The 15,560-nt window shown below is 74.3% G+C and carries 14 protein-coding genes; 4 read left to right on the top strand and 10 right to left on the bottom strand.

Features of this window, described 5'->3' with window-relative positions; genetic code table 11:
- Nucleotide 1 precedes the first annotated feature (1 nt).
- Nucleotides 2-1,591, bottom strand: a complete 1,590-nt coding sequence (locus C8D89_RS00350; RefSeq protein ID WP_165825483.1) for an alpha/beta hydrolase — start codon at nt 1,589-1,591, stop codon at nt 2-4.
- A 207-nt stretch (nt 1,592-1,798) separates the two neighbouring features.
- Here C8D89_RS00350 and C8D89_RS00345 point away from each other — a divergent pair, with 207 nt between their 5' ends.
- Nucleotides 1,799-2,869: an ATP-dependent DNA ligase gene (locus C8D89_RS00345; protein WP_116706110.1), complete on the top strand. Its 1,071-nt coding sequence runs from the start codon at nt 1,799-1,801 to the stop codon at nt 2,867-2,869.
- A gap of 79 nt (nt 2,870-2,948) precedes the next feature.
- Nucleotides 2,949-4,469, top strand: coding sequence for an asparagine synthase (glutamine-hydrolyzing) (asnB, locus tag C8D89_RS00340; protein ID WP_207786982.1), 1,521 nt, complete (start codon nt 2,949-2,951; stop codon nt 4,467-4,469).
- Between the two features lie 15 nt (nt 4,470-4,484).
- Here the strand turns inward: asnB and C8D89_RS00335 are convergent, their stop codons facing one another.
- The 9 genes from C8D89_RS00335 to C8D89_RS31025 all read right to left on the bottom strand — a co-directional run bounded on the left by C8D89_RS00335 (nt 4,485) and on the right by C8D89_RS31025 (nt 8,875).
- On the bottom strand, nt 4,485-5,090 hold the full coding sequence (locus C8D89_RS00335) for an Asp23/Gls24 family envelope stress response protein (protein WP_116706109.1): 606 nt from the start codon (nt 5,088-5,090) through the stop codon (nt 4,485-4,487).
- Nucleotides 5,087-5,620 (bottom strand): DUF6286 domain-containing protein, encoded by a 534-nt coding sequence (locus tag C8D89_RS00330; RefSeq protein ID WP_116706108.1) that lies wholly within the window; start codon nt 5,618-5,620, stop codon nt 5,087-5,089. The genes C8D89_RS00335 and C8D89_RS00330 overlap by 4 nt, the downstream gene beginning before the upstream one ends.
- A 4-nt stretch (nt 5,621-5,624) precedes the next feature.
- Nucleotides 5,625-6,062: an Asp23/Gls24 family envelope stress response protein gene (locus C8D89_RS00325; RefSeq protein WP_116706107.1), complete on the bottom strand. Its 438-nt coding sequence runs from the start codon at nt 6,060-6,062 to the stop codon at nt 5,625-5,627.
- On the bottom strand, nt 6,059-6,238 hold the full coding sequence (locus C8D89_RS00320; protein ID WP_116706803.1) for a hypothetical protein: 180 nt from the start codon (nt 6,236-6,238) through the stop codon (nt 6,059-6,061). The genes C8D89_RS00325 and C8D89_RS00320 overlap by 4 nt, the downstream gene beginning before the upstream one ends.
- A gap of 52 nt (nt 6,239-6,290) precedes the next feature.
- Complete coding sequence (locus tag C8D89_RS29650; protein WP_207787060.1) at nt 6,291-6,596, bottom strand: hypothetical protein; 306 nt, start codon at nt 6,594-6,596, stop codon at nt 6,291-6,293.
- Nucleotides 6,593-6,991 (bottom strand): hypothetical protein, encoded by a 399-nt coding sequence (locus C8D89_RS00310; RefSeq protein ID WP_243417645.1) that lies wholly within the window; start codon nt 6,989-6,991, stop codon nt 6,593-6,595. Before C8D89_RS00310 ends, C8D89_RS29650 begins: the two co-directional genes overlap by 4 nt.
- Nucleotides 6,988-7,515: an Asp23/Gls24 family envelope stress response protein gene (locus C8D89_RS00305; RefSeq protein ID WP_116706106.1), complete on the bottom strand. Its 528-nt coding sequence runs from the start codon at nt 7,513-7,515 to the stop codon at nt 6,988-6,990. Before C8D89_RS00305 ends, C8D89_RS00310 begins: the two co-directional genes overlap by 4 nt.
- Nucleotides 7,516-7,658: 143 nt before the next feature.
- Entirely contained in the window at nt 7,659-8,420 is a 762-nt protein-coding gene (locus C8D89_RS00300; protein WP_116706105.1) for a pyrimidine reductase family protein, read from the bottom strand.
- The gene (locus tag C8D89_RS31025) at nt 8,417-8,875 is read right to left on the bottom strand and encodes a DUF3072 domain-containing protein (protein ID WP_423716603.1); all 459 of its coding nucleotides are present in this window, start codon (nt 8,873-8,875) and stop codon (nt 8,417-8,419) included. The genes C8D89_RS00300 and C8D89_RS31025 overlap by 4 nt, the downstream gene beginning before the upstream one ends.
- Nucleotides 8,876-9,417: 542 nt before the next feature.
- On the opposite strand from C8D89_RS31025, the gene gltB reads away from it, so the two are divergent.
- Nucleotides 9,418-14,076: a glutamate synthase large subunit gene (gene gltB, locus C8D89_RS00290; RefSeq protein WP_116706104.1), complete on the top strand. Its 4,659-nt coding sequence runs from the start codon at nt 9,418-9,420 to the stop codon at nt 14,074-14,076.
- Nucleotides 14,069-15,532: a glutamate synthase subunit beta gene (locus C8D89_RS00285; RefSeq protein WP_116706103.1), complete on the top strand. Its 1,464-nt coding sequence runs from the start codon at nt 14,069-14,071 to the stop codon at nt 15,530-15,532. The genes gltB and C8D89_RS00285 overlap by 8 nt, the downstream gene beginning before the upstream one ends.
- The last annotated feature ends 28 nt before the right edge of the window (nt 15,533-15,560 follow it).

Genomic DNA, 15,560 nt, shown 5'->3' with positions numbered 1-15,560 from the left:
CTCACGGAGGACAGACCAGCCCCGGCGGGGGCAGGGCGCCGTCGCGCAGGTAGGCGCCGACGGCGTCGCGGACACACGGCGTCGCGGGGAACGCGCCGTGCCCGGCGCCGAGCCACGCGACGAGGCTCGCCGACCCGAGCTGGGTGGCCACCCGCTCGGTGCCCGGCAGCGGCGTCACCGGGTCGCCGCGCGTGGCCACGACGAGCGGCGGCGGCCCGACGGCCGGACCCGGGTCCGGGGTCGCGGTGGGAACGGGCCACGACCCGCACACCAGCGCGTCGTGGGCGAAGTAGGCCCCGAACAGCGGCTCCGCCGCGCGGGCCTGCGCGGCGTCGAGGGCGACCTGGTCCAGGGTGGGGCGCTCCAGGGTGTCGTTGCACGTCAGGAGCACCCCGGCGTCGAAGCCCCCGCCGTCGACCTCCAGGCGGGTGAGCAGCCCGAGCACGCCCTCCGGATCGCCCTCGCCGGCGGCCGCGACCGCCGACGCGAGCTCGGGCCAGCGGCGGGGCTCGGCGAGCCCGGTGACGACCGCCCGCATGGCGGTCCCGTCGGTGACCGTGCGCCCGCCCGGGGCGACGAGGGGCGCCGCCCGCAGGTTGGTGAGGATGCCGGTCAGCGCGCCGGCCGGGTCGGGCCCGAGCGGGCAGTCCGGGCGGGCGGTGCAGTCGGCGGCGAACGCGGTGAGCGCCTCGCGGGCGGCCGCCGCGCGTTCGCGGCCGCGTTGGGAGAACGAGGTGGTCGGGTCGGCGGCGCCGTCGATCACGGTGCGGCCCACCGACGACGGGTACCGCCGGGCCCACGACGCCACGACGCCGCCGCCGTCCCCGATCCCGACGACGTGCAGCCGGTCGGCGCCGAGGGTGGTGCGGACCTCCTCGAGGTCCTCGGCGTGGACCTCGGTGCGGTAGTCGGTGAGCGCGGTCTCGAGCACCTGGGTGCATGTGCGCGCCGCGGTGGCCGCCGCCTCGCGCAGCTGGTCGAGCGCGGCCGGCTCGGTGGCCAGCGGGTCGGCGTCGACCAGCGCCTCGCGCGTGGTCGGGGTGATGCAGTCGACCGGCTCGGAGTTGCCCGTGCCGCGCAGGTCGACGCCGTAGAGCGCGGTACCCGCGAGCACCGCCTCCGGGGCCGTCGCCGCGAGACGGGTGGCGTGCTCCGCCCCGGTCGGCCCGCCGGCCTCGCCGACCACGGCGACCGGCACCGGTCCGCCCGGGGGCACCGGCCCGAGCGTCACCTGCAGCACGCCGACCTCGGCGCGCGACGAGCCGCCGCGTCCCCCGACCGGCACGCTCTGGCAGCCGAAGCGCAGGTCGCGCCCCGCCGGCAGCGCGGTCCCGTACGTCGCCCGGATCTCGGCGGTGCAGTCGGCGAAGCCGACCGGCGCCGACGGCACCGGCGCCCACGGCGGCAGCAGGGACGGGGCGGGCCCTGGCGCCGCGGTCTCCGGCTCCGGGGCCGGCAGCACCGGACCGTCGACCCGCGTCGCCACCGGTGGGCGCTGCGACGGTCCCACCGCGCACCCTGCGAGCAGGAGGACGGCGCCGAGCACGAGCGCGACGGAGGCCCGGCCGGCGCGGGTCGTCGGTCGGGGCACACGAGCTCCTGGGACGGGACGGGGACCGCGGACCGGGGGAGTCTGACGGCCGGCGGCGCTGGCGCGCGTGAGGGGGCGGGAGGACGGCGGGAGGACGGCGGGAGGACGGCGGGAGGACTGCGGGAGGACGGCGGGAGGACGCAGCAGGGCTCGACCCGGGTCGACGCGCGCGGTCGACATCCTGCGCCCACGCGGCATGATGCGCGCGTGGACCTGCCCGTGATGCCACCCGTCGCCCCGATGCTGGCCAAGGCCGTCCCGGACATCCCCGCGGGGCAGCGCTACGAGCCCAAGTGGGACGGCTTCCGCTCGGTGATCTTCCGTGACGGCGACGAGGTGGAGATCGGCAGCCGCAACGAGCGGCCGATGACCCGCTACTTCCCGGAGCTGGTCGACGCGTTCCGGGACGCGCTGCCGCCGCGGTGCGTCGTCGACGGGGAGATCGTCGTCGTCGATGCCGAGGGCACGGGGCTGGACTTCGAGGCGCTCCTGCAGCGCGTGCACCCCGCCGCCTCGCGCGTACGCAAGCTGGCCGCGGAGACACCGGCTCACTTCGTCGCGTTCGACCTGCTCGCCGTCGACGACGAGGACCTCACCGGGCGGCCCTTCAGCGAGCGCCGTGAGCGCCTCGCCGACCTCGTCGGAGGCCTCTCGCGCCCCGACGTGCACCTCACGCCGATGACCGAGGACCTCGACACCGCCCGCGACTGGTTCGACCGTTTCGAGGGCGCGGGCCTCGACGGGCTCGTCGCCAAGCGCGCGGACCTGACCTACCAGCCCGACAAGCGGGTGATGAGCAAGGTCAAGCACGAGCGGACCGCCGACTGCGTGGTCGCGGGCTACCGGGTGCACAAGTCGGGTCCCGACGCCCTGGGCTCGCTGCTGCTGGGGCTGTACTCCGAGGACGGGACGCTGCAGAGCGTCGGCGTCATCGGCGCGTTCCCGATGGCGAAGCGCCGCGAGCTCTTCGCCGAGCTGCAGCCGCTGGTGACCTCCTTCGAGGGCCACCCCTGGGCCTGGGCGGCGCAGGAGGAGGGCACCCGCACCCCTCGCGAGGCCGAGCACAGCCGCTGGAACAACCAGAAGGACCTGTCGTTCGTGCCGCTGCGCCCCGAGCGCGTGGTGGAGGTGCGCTACGACCACATGGAGGGCGTGCGGTTCCGGCACACCGCGCAGTTCAAGCGCTGGCGCCCCGATCGGGACCCGGCGTCGTGCACGTTCTCCCAGCTCGAGCGGCCGGTGCGCTTCGACCTCACCGAGGTTCTGACGGCTCGGTGATCGCGCCGCCCGTCGCGGGTACCCACCCTCTTGCAGCGCTCGGTCCACCGAGGCCGTCGCTCGAGCAGGAGGCTTCCCCATGTCCGGCATCGTCGCCGCCTACGGCCCCTTCGACCCCCGTCTCGGGCGGCGCATGCTCGAGCGGCTCGCCCACCGCGGTCCGGACGGCGAGGGCTCACGCCAGGTCGGCGACGCATGGCTCGGGCATCGCCGCCTCGCGGTCGTCGACCCCGAGGGCGGCGGCCAGCCGCTCGCGAACGACGCCGGTGACGTCTGGCTCGTCGGCGACGGCGAGATCTACAACCACCGACGCCTGCGTGCCGATCTGGGCGAGCAACACTTCCGTACCGGCTCCGATCACGAGGCCGCCCTCCGCCTGTTCGACCGCGACGGCCTCGAAGGGGCTCAGCGACTGTGGGGCACCTTCGCGTTCGCCGTGGCCGGCGAGGACGGGCGCTTCGCGGCCATCCGCGACACGCTGGGCGTGGCGCCGCTCTACTGGGCCCGCCGGGACGGCACCGTCCTCTTCGCCTCGGAGCTCAAGGCCTTCGACGAGGACTGGCGCCCCGAGGTCGAGCCCTTCCCGACGGGTCAGGCCTGGACGCCGCGGGACGGCCTGTGCGAGTGGAGTTCCTCCCTCTCGGGGCCGACGGCGCTGATGCGCAGCCGCGCGTCCGACGAGGACCCACCGCTGTGGGTGTTCGACGCCATCCGCGACTCGGTGGTCCGGGCCGTCGAGACCGCGTTGCGCGCCGACGTGCCGGTGGGCGCGTTCCTGTCCGGAGGCCTGGACTCGAGCGTCATCTGCGCGGTCGCCGCGAACGCCGTCCGTGCCCGAGGCGGGACCTTCCACACCTTCGCCGCCGGGCTGAGCGACAGCCCCGACCTCCTCGCCGCCCGTCGCGTGGCCGACCACATCGGCAGCCACCACCACGAGCGCGTCTACACGGCCGAGGAGGCGATCGAGCTCGTCCCGGACGTCATCTGGATGCTCGAGTCCTTCGATCCGATGCTGATCCACAGCGCGGTGCCGAACCACCTCGTGGCCACGCTCGCGCGCGATGACGTCAAGGCGGTCCTGATCGGGGAGGGGGCGGACGAGCTCTTCGCCGGGTACTCCCACTACGCGGAGATCGAGACCGGGGAAGCGCTCCGTGAGGAACTGCTCGAGACGATCCGCGGACTGCACAACCTGGGGCTCCAGCGTGTCGACCGGGTGACGAGCGCGAACGGCATCGAGGCCAGGATCCCCTTCCTCGACCTCGACGTCGTCGATCTGGCGCTCGCGTTGCCCCCGGACTGGAAGCTCACGCGCGAGGACCGGGCCGAGAAGTGGCTCCTGCGGCGCGCCTTCGAGGGCTGGCTCCCGGACGACCTGCTCTGGCGCGGCAAGCAGCAGTTCGGCCAGGGCACGGGCATGAAGGACGTGCTCTCCGACCACTTCGGGCGCACGGTGACCGAGGAGGAGCTCGAGCAGGAGCGGGACGCCGTCGACCCGCCGCTGCGCACCCGCGAGGAACTCGCCTACTACCGGATCTTCCGTGAGCACCTGCGAGGTATCGAGCCGGACCACACCATCGGACGGTTCGTCGAGGCCTGACGGTCGAGCGACAGGTCACTCCACCCGCGCCGGGGTCGGGGCCGAGGTGGCGTCGAGCTCCAGGCGCACCGCCGTGGGCAGGGCCGAGACGGAGAACGCCTCGCGGGCGCGGGCGAGCACCCGGCCGTCGAGGTCGGCCCACACGTCCCGGACGTCGGTGCCCTCGACGAGGGTCAGCGCGATGCGCAGCGCCGGCCGCTGCGGGCCGCCGACGAGGCGCACGCGGGCGCGGCTGACGCCGTCGATCGTCTCGGCGTCCGCGCGCACGGCGTCGCAGATCGCGGAGTGCTCGACGGTCAGGCGCTCGCCGGGGACCTCCGAGAGCGAGACGTCGGGGCGCGGCTCGGGGCGCAGCGAGCGCAGCGTCCACCAGAGCCCGAGCAGGAACAGCACGACGCCGATCCCGACGGCGATCCACCGAGTCGCGCCGGTGTGGGCCGTGACCCACTCGACGAGCAGGGGGTCGATCAACGGGCGCTGGGCGCGGAAGACACCGAACACGCCGTAGCCGACCAGCAGCGCGAGGACCGCTGCGGCGACGAGGACGAGCCCGAGGACGACCGTGAGGGTGCGGTCGCCGCCCGCGGAACGGGCGACGGCGGCACGCGAGCGGCGGCTCACTTGACCCCCTTGGTGGTGGTGACCGACACGGCGACGCGCGGGCGCCGCGCCAGCGGCAGGCGGCCCAGGAGCTCGTCGACCCGGGCCCGGACGGCGTCGCGGACCGTGTCGGCGGGGTCGAGCGTCGAGGCCTTGACGGTGATCCTCTTCGTCGTCGCCACCACCGAGGCCGACACGACGTCCTCGTGCGAGCGCACCTCGTGCCCGACGGCGCGGGCCAGCGAGCGCGGGGAGGTGGTGACGGTGACCTCGGGGACCGGGTCGGCGAGGTAGACGTCGTGGCGGCGGGCGACGAGCCCGAGCAGCAGCACGAGCAGCCCGACGACGCCTACCCCGATGGCGACGCCGCGCACGACGCCGGACTGCCAGGTCAGGCCCTCGATCGCGGTGCGCCACGAGGGCCACGGCACGATCAGCGGGCTGGAGGCGGGCGCGACCCAGAGCGTGACCGTCTCGACCACGATCGCGAGGCCGACCACGGCCAGCGCGAGGCCGAGCAGCGGCGCGAGGACGCGCAGTAGCAGGCGCACGTCGTCAGTCCCTCCGGGAGGTGGGGTCGGTCAGCGCGGAGACGCTCAGGTCCAGCGAGCGCACCCGGTAGGGCGTGAGGGCCTGGACGCGCTCGCGGACGTGGTCGCGGACCGCGGCGGCGGTCTCGGTGATCCGCGCGGGGTAGGCCAGCGGCACCTCGAGGCGGACGTCGACCTGCTCGCCGTAGCCGGAGACCTTGGCGCTGGCCCCGGCCTCGCCGAGGTCGAGCCCGGCCAGGCGGCGCTGGGTGCGCACCGTGCCCGCGGTGTGGTCGGCCGCGTACTCCGCGATCTTGCGGACCACCGACAGCGCGACGTCGAGACGCCCGCGCTCGGCGGCCTCGTCGTGATCCCCGGCGGCGGGCGTGCCGGACGCCGGGGACGTCCGCTCGGCCAGCGGCACCGTCCCCGGGCGCGCGACCGGTTCGGTGGGGGTGCTCATCGGTCGCGGCCGCGCCCGACGAACTGGTTGACGTCGAGCTCGCCGTCGAGCACCCGGCCCACGACGAAGCCCAGGACGCCGAGAACGAGGGCGATGAAGAAGCCTGTCAGGCCGCCGATGACGGCGGCCAGTCCCAGGATGAGGCCGACGAACATGCCGGTACGGGTGGCGCTCATGACCACTACCTCCACGTCGTTCGTGTGCTCCGCCGAGCGGCGGGGCGGGGTGCTACTGCACGCGGGCGGACCCGCGCCGGGGGTCGTACCGCCGGGCGAGCCGCCTCCCGAGGCGTCCGAGCCGGGCCAGGTGACGGTCGGACACGGCGACGACCGGCGCGTCGAGCCGGGGGTCGTCCGGCGCCGGCCAGGACCCCCCGGCCCGCCCGGACGGCGCCGTCGCGAGGACACCCAGCGCTGCCCGGAGCTCCGCCAGGCCCTCGCGGAACGCGACCGGGTCGCCCCCGACGTCGGGGTGGTGCGTGCGGACGAAGGCCCGCAGCGCCGCCCGTGCGGCGTCGGGTGACGGGCTGCTCATACCGGCATCTCCAGGTCCGTGACGACGACGTCGACCCGGCGGGCGCCGGACGCCGCCGCGACGATGCGTCGCAGCTCGGCGGCCGTCGCCTCGATCGGGGCGCCGAAGCGCAGGACGACCCCGATCCGGGCGGGCTCGTCCGGGCCGCCGAGCGCGACCCCGACGAGCCGGCGCCCGGGCAGGTAGCTGGCGACCGTGCCGAAGGGGCCACCGGACAGGGCGGCCACCGCCGGGTGTGCCAGCAGCGCCGCGGCGACCCGCTCGGGCAGCGGGCCGAGGCCGGGCGCCTCGGGGGTACCGGGCCCGACGGCGGAGCCGCCCGCCCCGGTCCGGCTCCCCTCCGCCGGGTGTCCCGTCCGGGCCCCGCCGGCCCGGGCCGGGTCGGGCCTGCTCACTCGACGCGCGTGGTCGGCTGGGACTGCGCCGTCTCGTCGGCGGTGTCCTCGCCCGGCATGTGGATGTCGTTGACGGCGATGTTGACCTCGATGACCTCGAGGCCGGTCATCTGCTCGACGGCGGCGATGACGTTGCGGCGCACGGCACGGGCGAGCTCGACGATGCCGGCGCCGTACTCGACGATGATGTCGAGGTCGATCGCGGCCTGCTTCTCGCCGACCTCGACCTGGACGCCCGCGGCCTGCGAGGTGCCGCTGCCGCCGGGGATGCGCTCGCGGATCGCGCCGAACGCACGCGAGACGCCGCCGCCCATGGAGTAGACGCCCGACACGTCGCGGGCGGCGATGCCGGCGATCTTCTGGACCACGCCGGAGGCGATGGTGGTCTTGCCCTGGCCCGTGTCGTCGGCCAGCCGGGCCGGGGTGCTGGGGCTCCCGGTCCGCCCGGTCGACGGGGCGGTGGCCCCGCTCGAGGCCTCGGGGCCGGAGCCGGAGCTGGTGGCGGTGCTGGGGCTCTGCGTCATGGGGGCGCTCCCTGTGCGCTGGGCTGTGCGTCGGGTCGTTCACACCGGACCAGGCCGGTTGCCGATCCGGTACCCGTGGGACACAGCCGTCGGCGAGTCGTCATGTGCCGTCACCCGAAAAGACCACATTCGTGACCGGGATCTCAGCCCGCTCCCGTCCGGTAGCGCAGCATCAGGCCGTCGTCGTGGGCCACGACGGAGGCCAGCCGCAGGGGCCGCGGACCGTCGAGGCCGGGACCGGCCACGATCCGTTCGGGGCCGCCCCCGACCAGCTGCGGCGCCAGGCTCAGGCACAGCTCGTCGACGCACCCCGCGGCGAGCAGCGACCCGAACAGCACGGGCCCGCCCTCGCAGAGCACGCGCGTCAGACCGCGGTCGGCCAGCGCCTGCACGACCGCGTGCGGGTCGGTGGCCGCCGGGTCCGACGCGCTGACGGCGACCACCTCGGCCCCCGCCGGCCCGAGGCGGCGGCGGGCGTCGTCCGCCGCGTCCGCGGCGGTGAGCACCAGCGGGGCCACCGTGGTGTCGGTGAACAGGGCCGCCCCGGGGTCGAGGTCGCCGCGCGTGCTCACCACGGCGATCGGCGGCACGGCCGCCTGGCCCCGGGCGCGGCGGCGGGCCTCGCGCGCCGCGGAGGTCCGCGCCCCGCGGTAGCCCTCGGCGCGCACCGTGCCCGCCCCCGCGAGCACGACGTCGGCGAGCTCGCGCAGCAGCCCGAAGACCTGCGCGTCGCCGGGCGCCTCCAATCCGCCCGAGAGACCCCCGACCGCGACGGCCCCGTCGGCGCTCGCGACGAAGTTGACGCGCACACACCCCTCGGGGTGGGCGTAGAGCGCGGCCAGGGCGTCGCGGTCGAGCTCGACGTCGGGCCCCGGTACGCGGGCAGGAGGCCAGATCCGTCTCACGGGGTCCGGCCGGCCTTCTGCTGCAGCTCGTCGATCGCCCGGGACGCCTGCGACTTGCTCAGCCCGGTGGGCGGCTCCTCGCCGGCCTGCTGGGCCAGCGTCTCGAGGTAGCTGGCCTGGGGCCCGGTCATCGGCTCGTCCCCGGTGACCCACTCGGTGGTGGGGCGCTCCTGGCGCGAGAGGTCGGGGGAGTCCCCGCCCTCCGTGCCGTTCCCGGTGGTCGGGGTCACCGCGCCCTGCAGGCGCTCGATCTCGTCGGAGGCCTGGGCCTTGCTCAGCCCGCTCGGCGGCTCCTCGCCGGCCTGGTGGGCGAGCGTCTCGAGATAGCTCGCCTGCGGGCCGGTCATCGGCTCGTCGCCCGTGACCCACGCGCTGTTGTCCTTCGCGGCGGGGGAGTCGTCACCGGGGGTCTTCACGGCGCGCGGGTCGGGGGTCGTGGTCTGGGGGTCGGTCACCGGAGCTCCTCGGTCGTCGGGGTGGTCGAGGGTCGCGTCGAACACGCGTTCGACCCGCCCCGGTTACCCGGTCGTGCGGCGGGGACACCTCAGCACACCGTCAGCGGCTGTCCCGGGGCGTACCGCCGGGTAGCGGGGGTTGGCCGCACGGTGTGTCGCCGGGCAGACTGATCGGCGTGTCGGGATCGATCACGAGGGCGCGGCGCCCACCGCGCGCTCCGCGCTCGTCGGGCGACGCCGCCGCGGCCGGGCTGCCGGGTCGGGATCCCTATGAGGATCCCGCCGCGCGCCGACGCAGGAGGCGCTGACCCCCGCCGGTTGCCGGCACGTGGCGATCAGCACTCTTTCGGGCCCATCGACCCGGTGCGCGCGCACGGCTGCGGAGGTTAACGTCGGGTTGCCCCTCCGGTCGTCCACCGCCGACCGGGTGTGCGGGGGCCGTCTCGGGACGAGTCCAGTGCGGATGGCGCTCCCCACCCCACGACCACCACGCCGGTCCCCGGCGACCACCACCTGCACGCGAGAACGATCGGAGGCGCCACGTGGACGCGACCGGACGCCGGGCCGAGGGCCTTTACGACCCTGCCCACGAGCACGACGCCTGTGGCGTCGCCTTCGTGGCCGACATCGCCGGTCGCCGTGACCATCGCACCGTCAGCCGGGGGCTCACCGCGCTCATCAACCTCGAGCACCGGGGTGCCCGCGGCGCGGAACCGGAAACCGGCGACGGCGCGGGCATCCTCATCCAGGTCCCCGACGGCCTCTACCGCCCCGTGCTCGCCGAGGCGGGCGTCGAGCTGCCCGCGGCCGGGCGCTACGCGGTCGGCAACGCCTTCCTGCCCGTCGACGGCGACCCCTCCGCGATCGAGGAGATCGTCGGGCGGATCGCGGGCGAGGAGGGCCTCGAGGTCCTGGCCTGGCGCGAGCTGCCCGTCGACCCCGACCGCGCCGGCATCGGCCCCACCGCCCGCGCGGTGATGCCGCGGTTCCGCCAGCTCTTCGTCGGCCTCGGGCGGGCGGGTGAAGACGCGGGCGTGGACCACGTGGTCGACACGCCGTCAGCGGGGGGATCAGGGGAGCACGCCGATAGGGACGCCGGGGTGGTCCTGACCCTCGAGCGCCGGGCCTTCGCGCTGCGCAAGCGCGTCGAGCACGAGACCCGGGCCGCCGGGCTGGAGACCTACTTCCCGAGCCTGTCGGGGCGCACCGTCGTCTACAAGGGCATGCTCGCCGAGGAGCAGCTGGAGCCCTTCTTCGCCGACCTCGCCGACGAGCGCACCACCAGCTCGATCGCCCTGGTGCACAGCCGCTTCTCCACCAACACCTTCCCGGCGTGGAGCCTGGCGCACCCGTACCGCTACCTCGCGCACAACGGCGAGATCAACACCCTGCGCGGCAACCGGAACTGGATGGCCGCGCGCGAGTCGATGCTCGCCACCGGGGCGTTCGGCGAGGCCGAACTCGACCGGCTGTTCCCGATCGTCACGCCCGACGCCAGCGACTCGGCGACCTTCGACGAGGTGCTCGAGCTGCTGCACCTCGGCGGCCGCACGCTGCCGCACGCGGTGCTGATGATGATCCCCGAGGCGTGGGAGAACCACGCCGAGATGGACCCCGCCCGGCGGGCGTTCTACCGCTACCACTCCACGCTCATGGAGGCCTGGGACGGCCCCGCGCTCGCCGCGTTCACCGACGGCTCGGTGATCGGCGCGGTGCTCGACCGCAACGGCCTGCGGCCCGCCCGCTACTGGGTCACCGAGGACGGCCTGGTCGTGCTCGGCTCCGAGGTCGGGGTGCTCGAGATCGACCCCACGACGATCGTGCGCAAGGGCCGCCTCGAGCCCGGCCGCATGTTCCTCGTCGACACCGTCGAGCGCCGGATCGTCGACGACGACGAGATCAAGGGCGAGCTCGCCGCCGAGCACCCGTACGACGAGTGGCTGCACGCCGGGATGGTCGAGCTCGCCGACCTGCCGGTCCGCGAGCGCGTGCCGTTCGACCACGACGTGCTCGTGCGCCGCCAGCAGACCTTCGGCTACACCAGCGAGGAGGTCTCGCTGCTCCTGCGCCCGATGGCCACCGGGGGCGCCGAGGCCACCGGCTCGATGGGCAACGACGCGCCGCTGGCGCCGTTCTCCTCGCGCAGCCGGGTGCTGTTCGACTACTTCATCCAGCTCTTCGCGCAGGTCACCAACCCGCCGCTGGACGCCTACCGCGAGGAGCTGGTGACCTCCCTGCAGGTGCACCTGGGGTCGGAGACCAACCTGCTCGACGCCTCGCCCGCCTCGTGCCGGCGCGTCGTGCTGCCGCTGCCGGTCATCGACGACGACGAGCTCGCCCAGCTCGTCGGCATCAACGACGACGGCGACATGCCCGGCTTCGCGCCCTACGTCGTGTCCGGGCTCTACCCCGTCGCCGGGGGTGGGGACGCGCTCCGGGAGCGGCTCACCGAGATCCGCGAGGAGGTCTCGACCGCCGTCGCCGACGGCGCGCGCGTCATCGTCCTGTCGGACCGCAACTCCGACGCCGACCACGCGCCGATCCCGTCGCTGCTGCTCACCGGCGCGGTGCACCACCACCTCGTGCGCGAGAAGACCCGCACCCGCGTCGACCTCGTCGTCGAGGCCGGCGACGTCCGCGAGACCCACCACGTCTCCCTGCTGCTCGGCTACGGCGCCAGCGCGGTGAACCCGTACCTCGCGCTGGACTCGGTCGACGACCTCATCGACCGGGGCGTCATCACCGGCGTCACCTCGGGGACCGCGACGCGCAACGTGGTCGAGGCGCTGGCCAAGGGCGTGCGCAAGGTGATGAGCAAGATGGGTGTCTCGACGGTCTCCTCGTACGTCGGCGCCCAGATCTTCGAGGCGATCGGCCTGGGCCCCGAGGTCGTCGACGACTGCTTCGCCGGCACCACCTCGCGCCTCGGCGGGGTGGGCTACGACGTGCTCGCCGAGGAGGTCGCGCAGCGCCACCGCCAGGCCTGGCCGGCCGACGGGGTCAAGCCCGCGCACCGCGAGCTCGCCGTCGGCGGCGAGTACCAGTGGCGCCGCGAGGGCGAGCTGCACGTCTTCAACCCGCACACGGTGTTCAAGCTGCAGCACTCCACGCGCACCCAGAACTACGACACGTTCAAGGAGTACACCCGCGCGGTCGACGAGCAGAGCTCGCGGCTGATGACCCTGCGCGGGCTGTTCGACTTCAAGGCCGCGGAGTCGGTCGGCCGGACCCCCGTGCCGATCGACGAGGTCGAGCCGGTCTCCGAGATCGTCAAGCGGTTCAACACCGGAGCCATCTCCTACGGGTCGATCTCGCAGGAGATGCACGAGGTGCTGGCCATCGCGATGAACCGCCTGGGCGGGCGCTCGAACACCGGCGAGGGCGGTGAGGACCCGAACCGCTTCACCCGCGACGCCAACGGCGACTCGCGGCGCTCGGCGGTCAAGCAGGTCGCGTCGGGGCGCTTCGGCGTCACCAGCGAGTACCTGGTCAACGCCGACGACATCCAGATCAAGATCGCGCAGGGCGCCAAGCCCGGCGAGGGCGGGCAGCTGCCCGGGCACAAGGTCTACCCGTGGATCGCGAAGACCCGGTACTCGACGCCCGGGGTCGGCCTGATCTCGCCGCCGCCGCACCACGACATCTACTCCATCGAGGACATCGCCCAGCTCATCCACGACCTCAAGAACGCCAACCCGCGAGCGCGCATCCACGTCAAGCTCGTCTCCCAGGTCGGCGTCGGCACGGTCGCGGCCGGGGTGTCGAAGGCGCACGCCGACGTCGTCCTGATCTCCGGGCACGACGGCGGGACGGGCGCGTCGCCGCTCTCCTCGATCAAGCACGCGGGCGGGCCCTGGGAGCTGGGCCTGGCCGAGACCCAGCAGACGCTGCTGGCCAACGGTCTGCGCGACCGGATCGTCGTGCAGACCGACGGCCAGCTGAAGACCGGCCGCGACGTGGTCATCGCCGCGCTGCTGGGTGCCGAGGAGTACGGCTTCGCGACGGCTCCGCTGGTGGTCAGCGGCTGCATCATGATGCGCGTCTGCCACCTGGACACCTGCCCGGTCGGCGTCGCCACCCAGAACCCGGTGCTGCGCCAGAAGTTCGACGGCAAGGCCGAGTACGTCGTGGCGTTCATGGAGTTCATCGCCCAGGAGGTGCGCGAGCACCTGGCGGCGCTGGGCTTCCGGTCGCTGTCCGAGGCGATCGGGCGCACCGAGGTGCTCGACACCCGCGCTGCCGAGTCGCACTGGAAGGCCGAGGGGCTCGACCTCTCGCCGATCCTGCACCGGCCCGCCGACATCCCCGACGCCACCGTGCTGCACCAGGCGGTGCCCCAGGACCACGGCATGGAGAAGGCGCTGGACCACACGCTGATCCAGCTCGCCGAGGGCGCGATCGCCGACGGCACCCCGGTGCGCCTCGAGCTGCCTGTGCGCAACGTCAACCGGACCGTCGGCACGATGCTCGGCTCCGAGGTCACCCGCCGCTGGGGCGGCCAGGGCCTGCCCGACGACACCATCGACATCACGTTCACCGGCTCGGGCGGGCAGTCGTTCGGCGCCTTCCTGCCGCGCGGCGTGACGATGCGGCTGATCGGCGACACCAACGACTACTTCGGCAAGGGCCTCTCGGGCGGGCGGCTCTCGGTGCGCCCGCACCCGCAGGCGCCGTTCGTCGCCGAGCAGCACATCGTCGCCGGCAACGTCATCCTCTACGGCGCCACGGCCGGCGAGGCGTTCCTGCGCGGCAAGGTCGGCGAGCGCTTCTGCGTCCGGAACTCCGGGGCGGTGGCCGTCGTCGAGGGCGTCGGCGACCACGGCTGCGAGTACATGACCGGCGGGCGCGCGGTGATCCTCGGCCCGACCGGGCGCAACTTCGCCGCCGGCATGTCCGGCGGCATCGCCTACGTGCTCGACCTCGTCGAGGGCCGGGTGAACCACCAGATGGTCGAGCTCGAGGTGCTCGACGCCCACGACCTGGACGAGCTCCGCCCGCTGGTCGAGAAGCACTACGCGGCCACCGACTCCGCGGTGGCCCATGACCTGCTCACCGACTGGGACACAGGAATCGGATCAGCGGCGGCCCGGTTCACCAAGGTCATGCCGACCGACTTCAAGCGGGTCCTGGAGGCCACCGCCGACGCCGAGCGCAACGGCCGCGACGTCAACGAAGCGATCATGGAGGCTGCTCGTGGCTGACCCCCGAGGTTTCCTCACCACCGGCCGCGAGCTCCCGCGGCGGCGGCCGGTCGACATCCGCATCAAGGACTGGCACGAGGTCTACGAGGAGCTCAACCCGACCACGCTGCGCAAGCAGGCCGGGCGCTGCATGGACTGCGGCATCCCGTTCTGCCACCAGGGCTGCCCGCTGGGCAACATGATCCCCGAGTGGAACGACCTGGTCTGGCGCGACGACTGGGCCGAGGCCATCGAGCGCCTGCACGCGACCAACAACTTCCCGGAGTTCACCGGCACGCTGTGCCCGGCGCCCTGCGAGTCCGCGTGCGTCCTCGGCATCAACTCGGACCCGGTGACGATCAAGCAGGTCGAGATCGAGATCATCGACCGGGCCTGGGACGAGGGATTCGTGCGCCCGCAACCCCCGGAGCACCGGACCGGGAAGTCGGTGGCGGTGATCGGCTCCGGGCCCGCGGGCCTGGCCGCCGCCCAGCAGCTCACCCGCGCCGGGCACGACGTCACCGTCTACGAGCGCGCCGACCGCATCGGGGGCCTGCTGCGCTACGGCATCCCCGAGTTCAAGATGGAGAAGCGCCGCCTCGACCGCCGCCTCGAGCAGATGGTGGCCGAGGGCACGCGGTTCCTCGCGGGCGTCGAGGTCGGGGGACCGGCCGACACGGACGTGACGGTGGAGAAGCTGCGCGCGGAGTACGACGCGGTGGTGCTGTCGGTGGGGGCCACCGCCTGGCGCGACCTGCCGATCACCGGCCGCGACCTGCACGGCATCTACCAGGCGATGGAGTACCTGCCGCCGTCCAACCGGGTCCAGCAGGGCGACTACGAGCGCTCGTTCATCGACGCGGAGGGCAAGCACGTCGTCGTCATCGGCGGCGGCGACACCGGCGCCGACTGCGTGGGCACCGCCCACCGCCAGGGCGCCGCGTCGGTCACCCAGCTCGAGATCATGCCGATCCCGCCGTCGGAGCGGCCCGCGACCAACCCGTGGCCGACCTACCCGATGATCTTCCGGGTGTCCTCCGCGCACGAGGAGGGCGGCGAGCGCCTGTTCTCGGTCAACACCGAGGAGTTCCTCGGCGACTCCGACGGGAACCTGCGCGCGCTGCGGCTGGTGGACGTGGAGCGCTCCGGCGGGAAGTTCGTGCCGGTCGAGGGCTCGGAGCGCGAGCTGCCCGCCGACCTGGTCTTCCTCGCGATGGGCTTCCTCGGCCCGCAGAAGGAGGGCCTGCTCGACAGCCTCGGCGTGGCCTACGACGAGCGCGGCAACGTGCGGCGGGAGTCGAACTACGAGACGTCGGTGCCCGGCGTCTTCGTCGCCGGCGACGCCGGGCGCGGGCAGTCGCTCATCGTCTGGGCGATCGCCGAGGGCCGCTCGGCGGCCGCGGGCGTCGACGCCCACCTCACCGGCCGCGACGTCCTCCCGCGCCCGATCGACCCGACCGACCGCGCCCTGGCCTGACCCCCGGGGCAGCGAACGCGCTGTTCGC

The organism is Actinomycetospora cinnamomea (assembly GCF_003096675.1).
GTDB classification, from domain to species: domain Bacteria; phylum Actinomycetota; class Actinomycetes; order Mycobacteriales; family Pseudonocardiaceae; genus Actinomycetospora; species Actinomycetospora cinnamomea.
Note: the sequence above shows the minus strand (reverse complement) of the source record. Positions and strands in the feature narration are given on the sequence as shown.

Bases quoted from the DNA above. Each gene is read 5' to 3' on its own strand.
- asnB (WP_207786982.1), top strand. From the start codon at position 2,949: ATGTCCGGCATCGTCGCCGCCTACGGCCCCTTCGACCCCCGTCTCGGG.
- C8D89_RS00325 (WP_116706107.1), bottom strand. From the start codon at position 6,062: ATGAGCACCCCCACCGAACCGGTCGCGCGCCCGGGGACGGTGCCGCTG.
- C8D89_RS00320 (WP_116706803.1), bottom strand. From the start codon at position 6,238: ATGAGCGCCACCCGTACCGGCATGTTCGTCGGCCTCATCCTGGGACTG.
- C8D89_RS29650 (WP_207787060.1), bottom strand. From the start codon at position 6,596: ATGAGCAGCCCGTCACCCGACGCCGCACGGGCGGCGCTGCGGGCCTTC.
- C8D89_RS00305 (WP_116706106.1), bottom strand. From the start codon at position 7,515: ATGACGCAGAGCCCCAGCACCGCCACCAGCTCCGGCTCCGGCCCCGAG.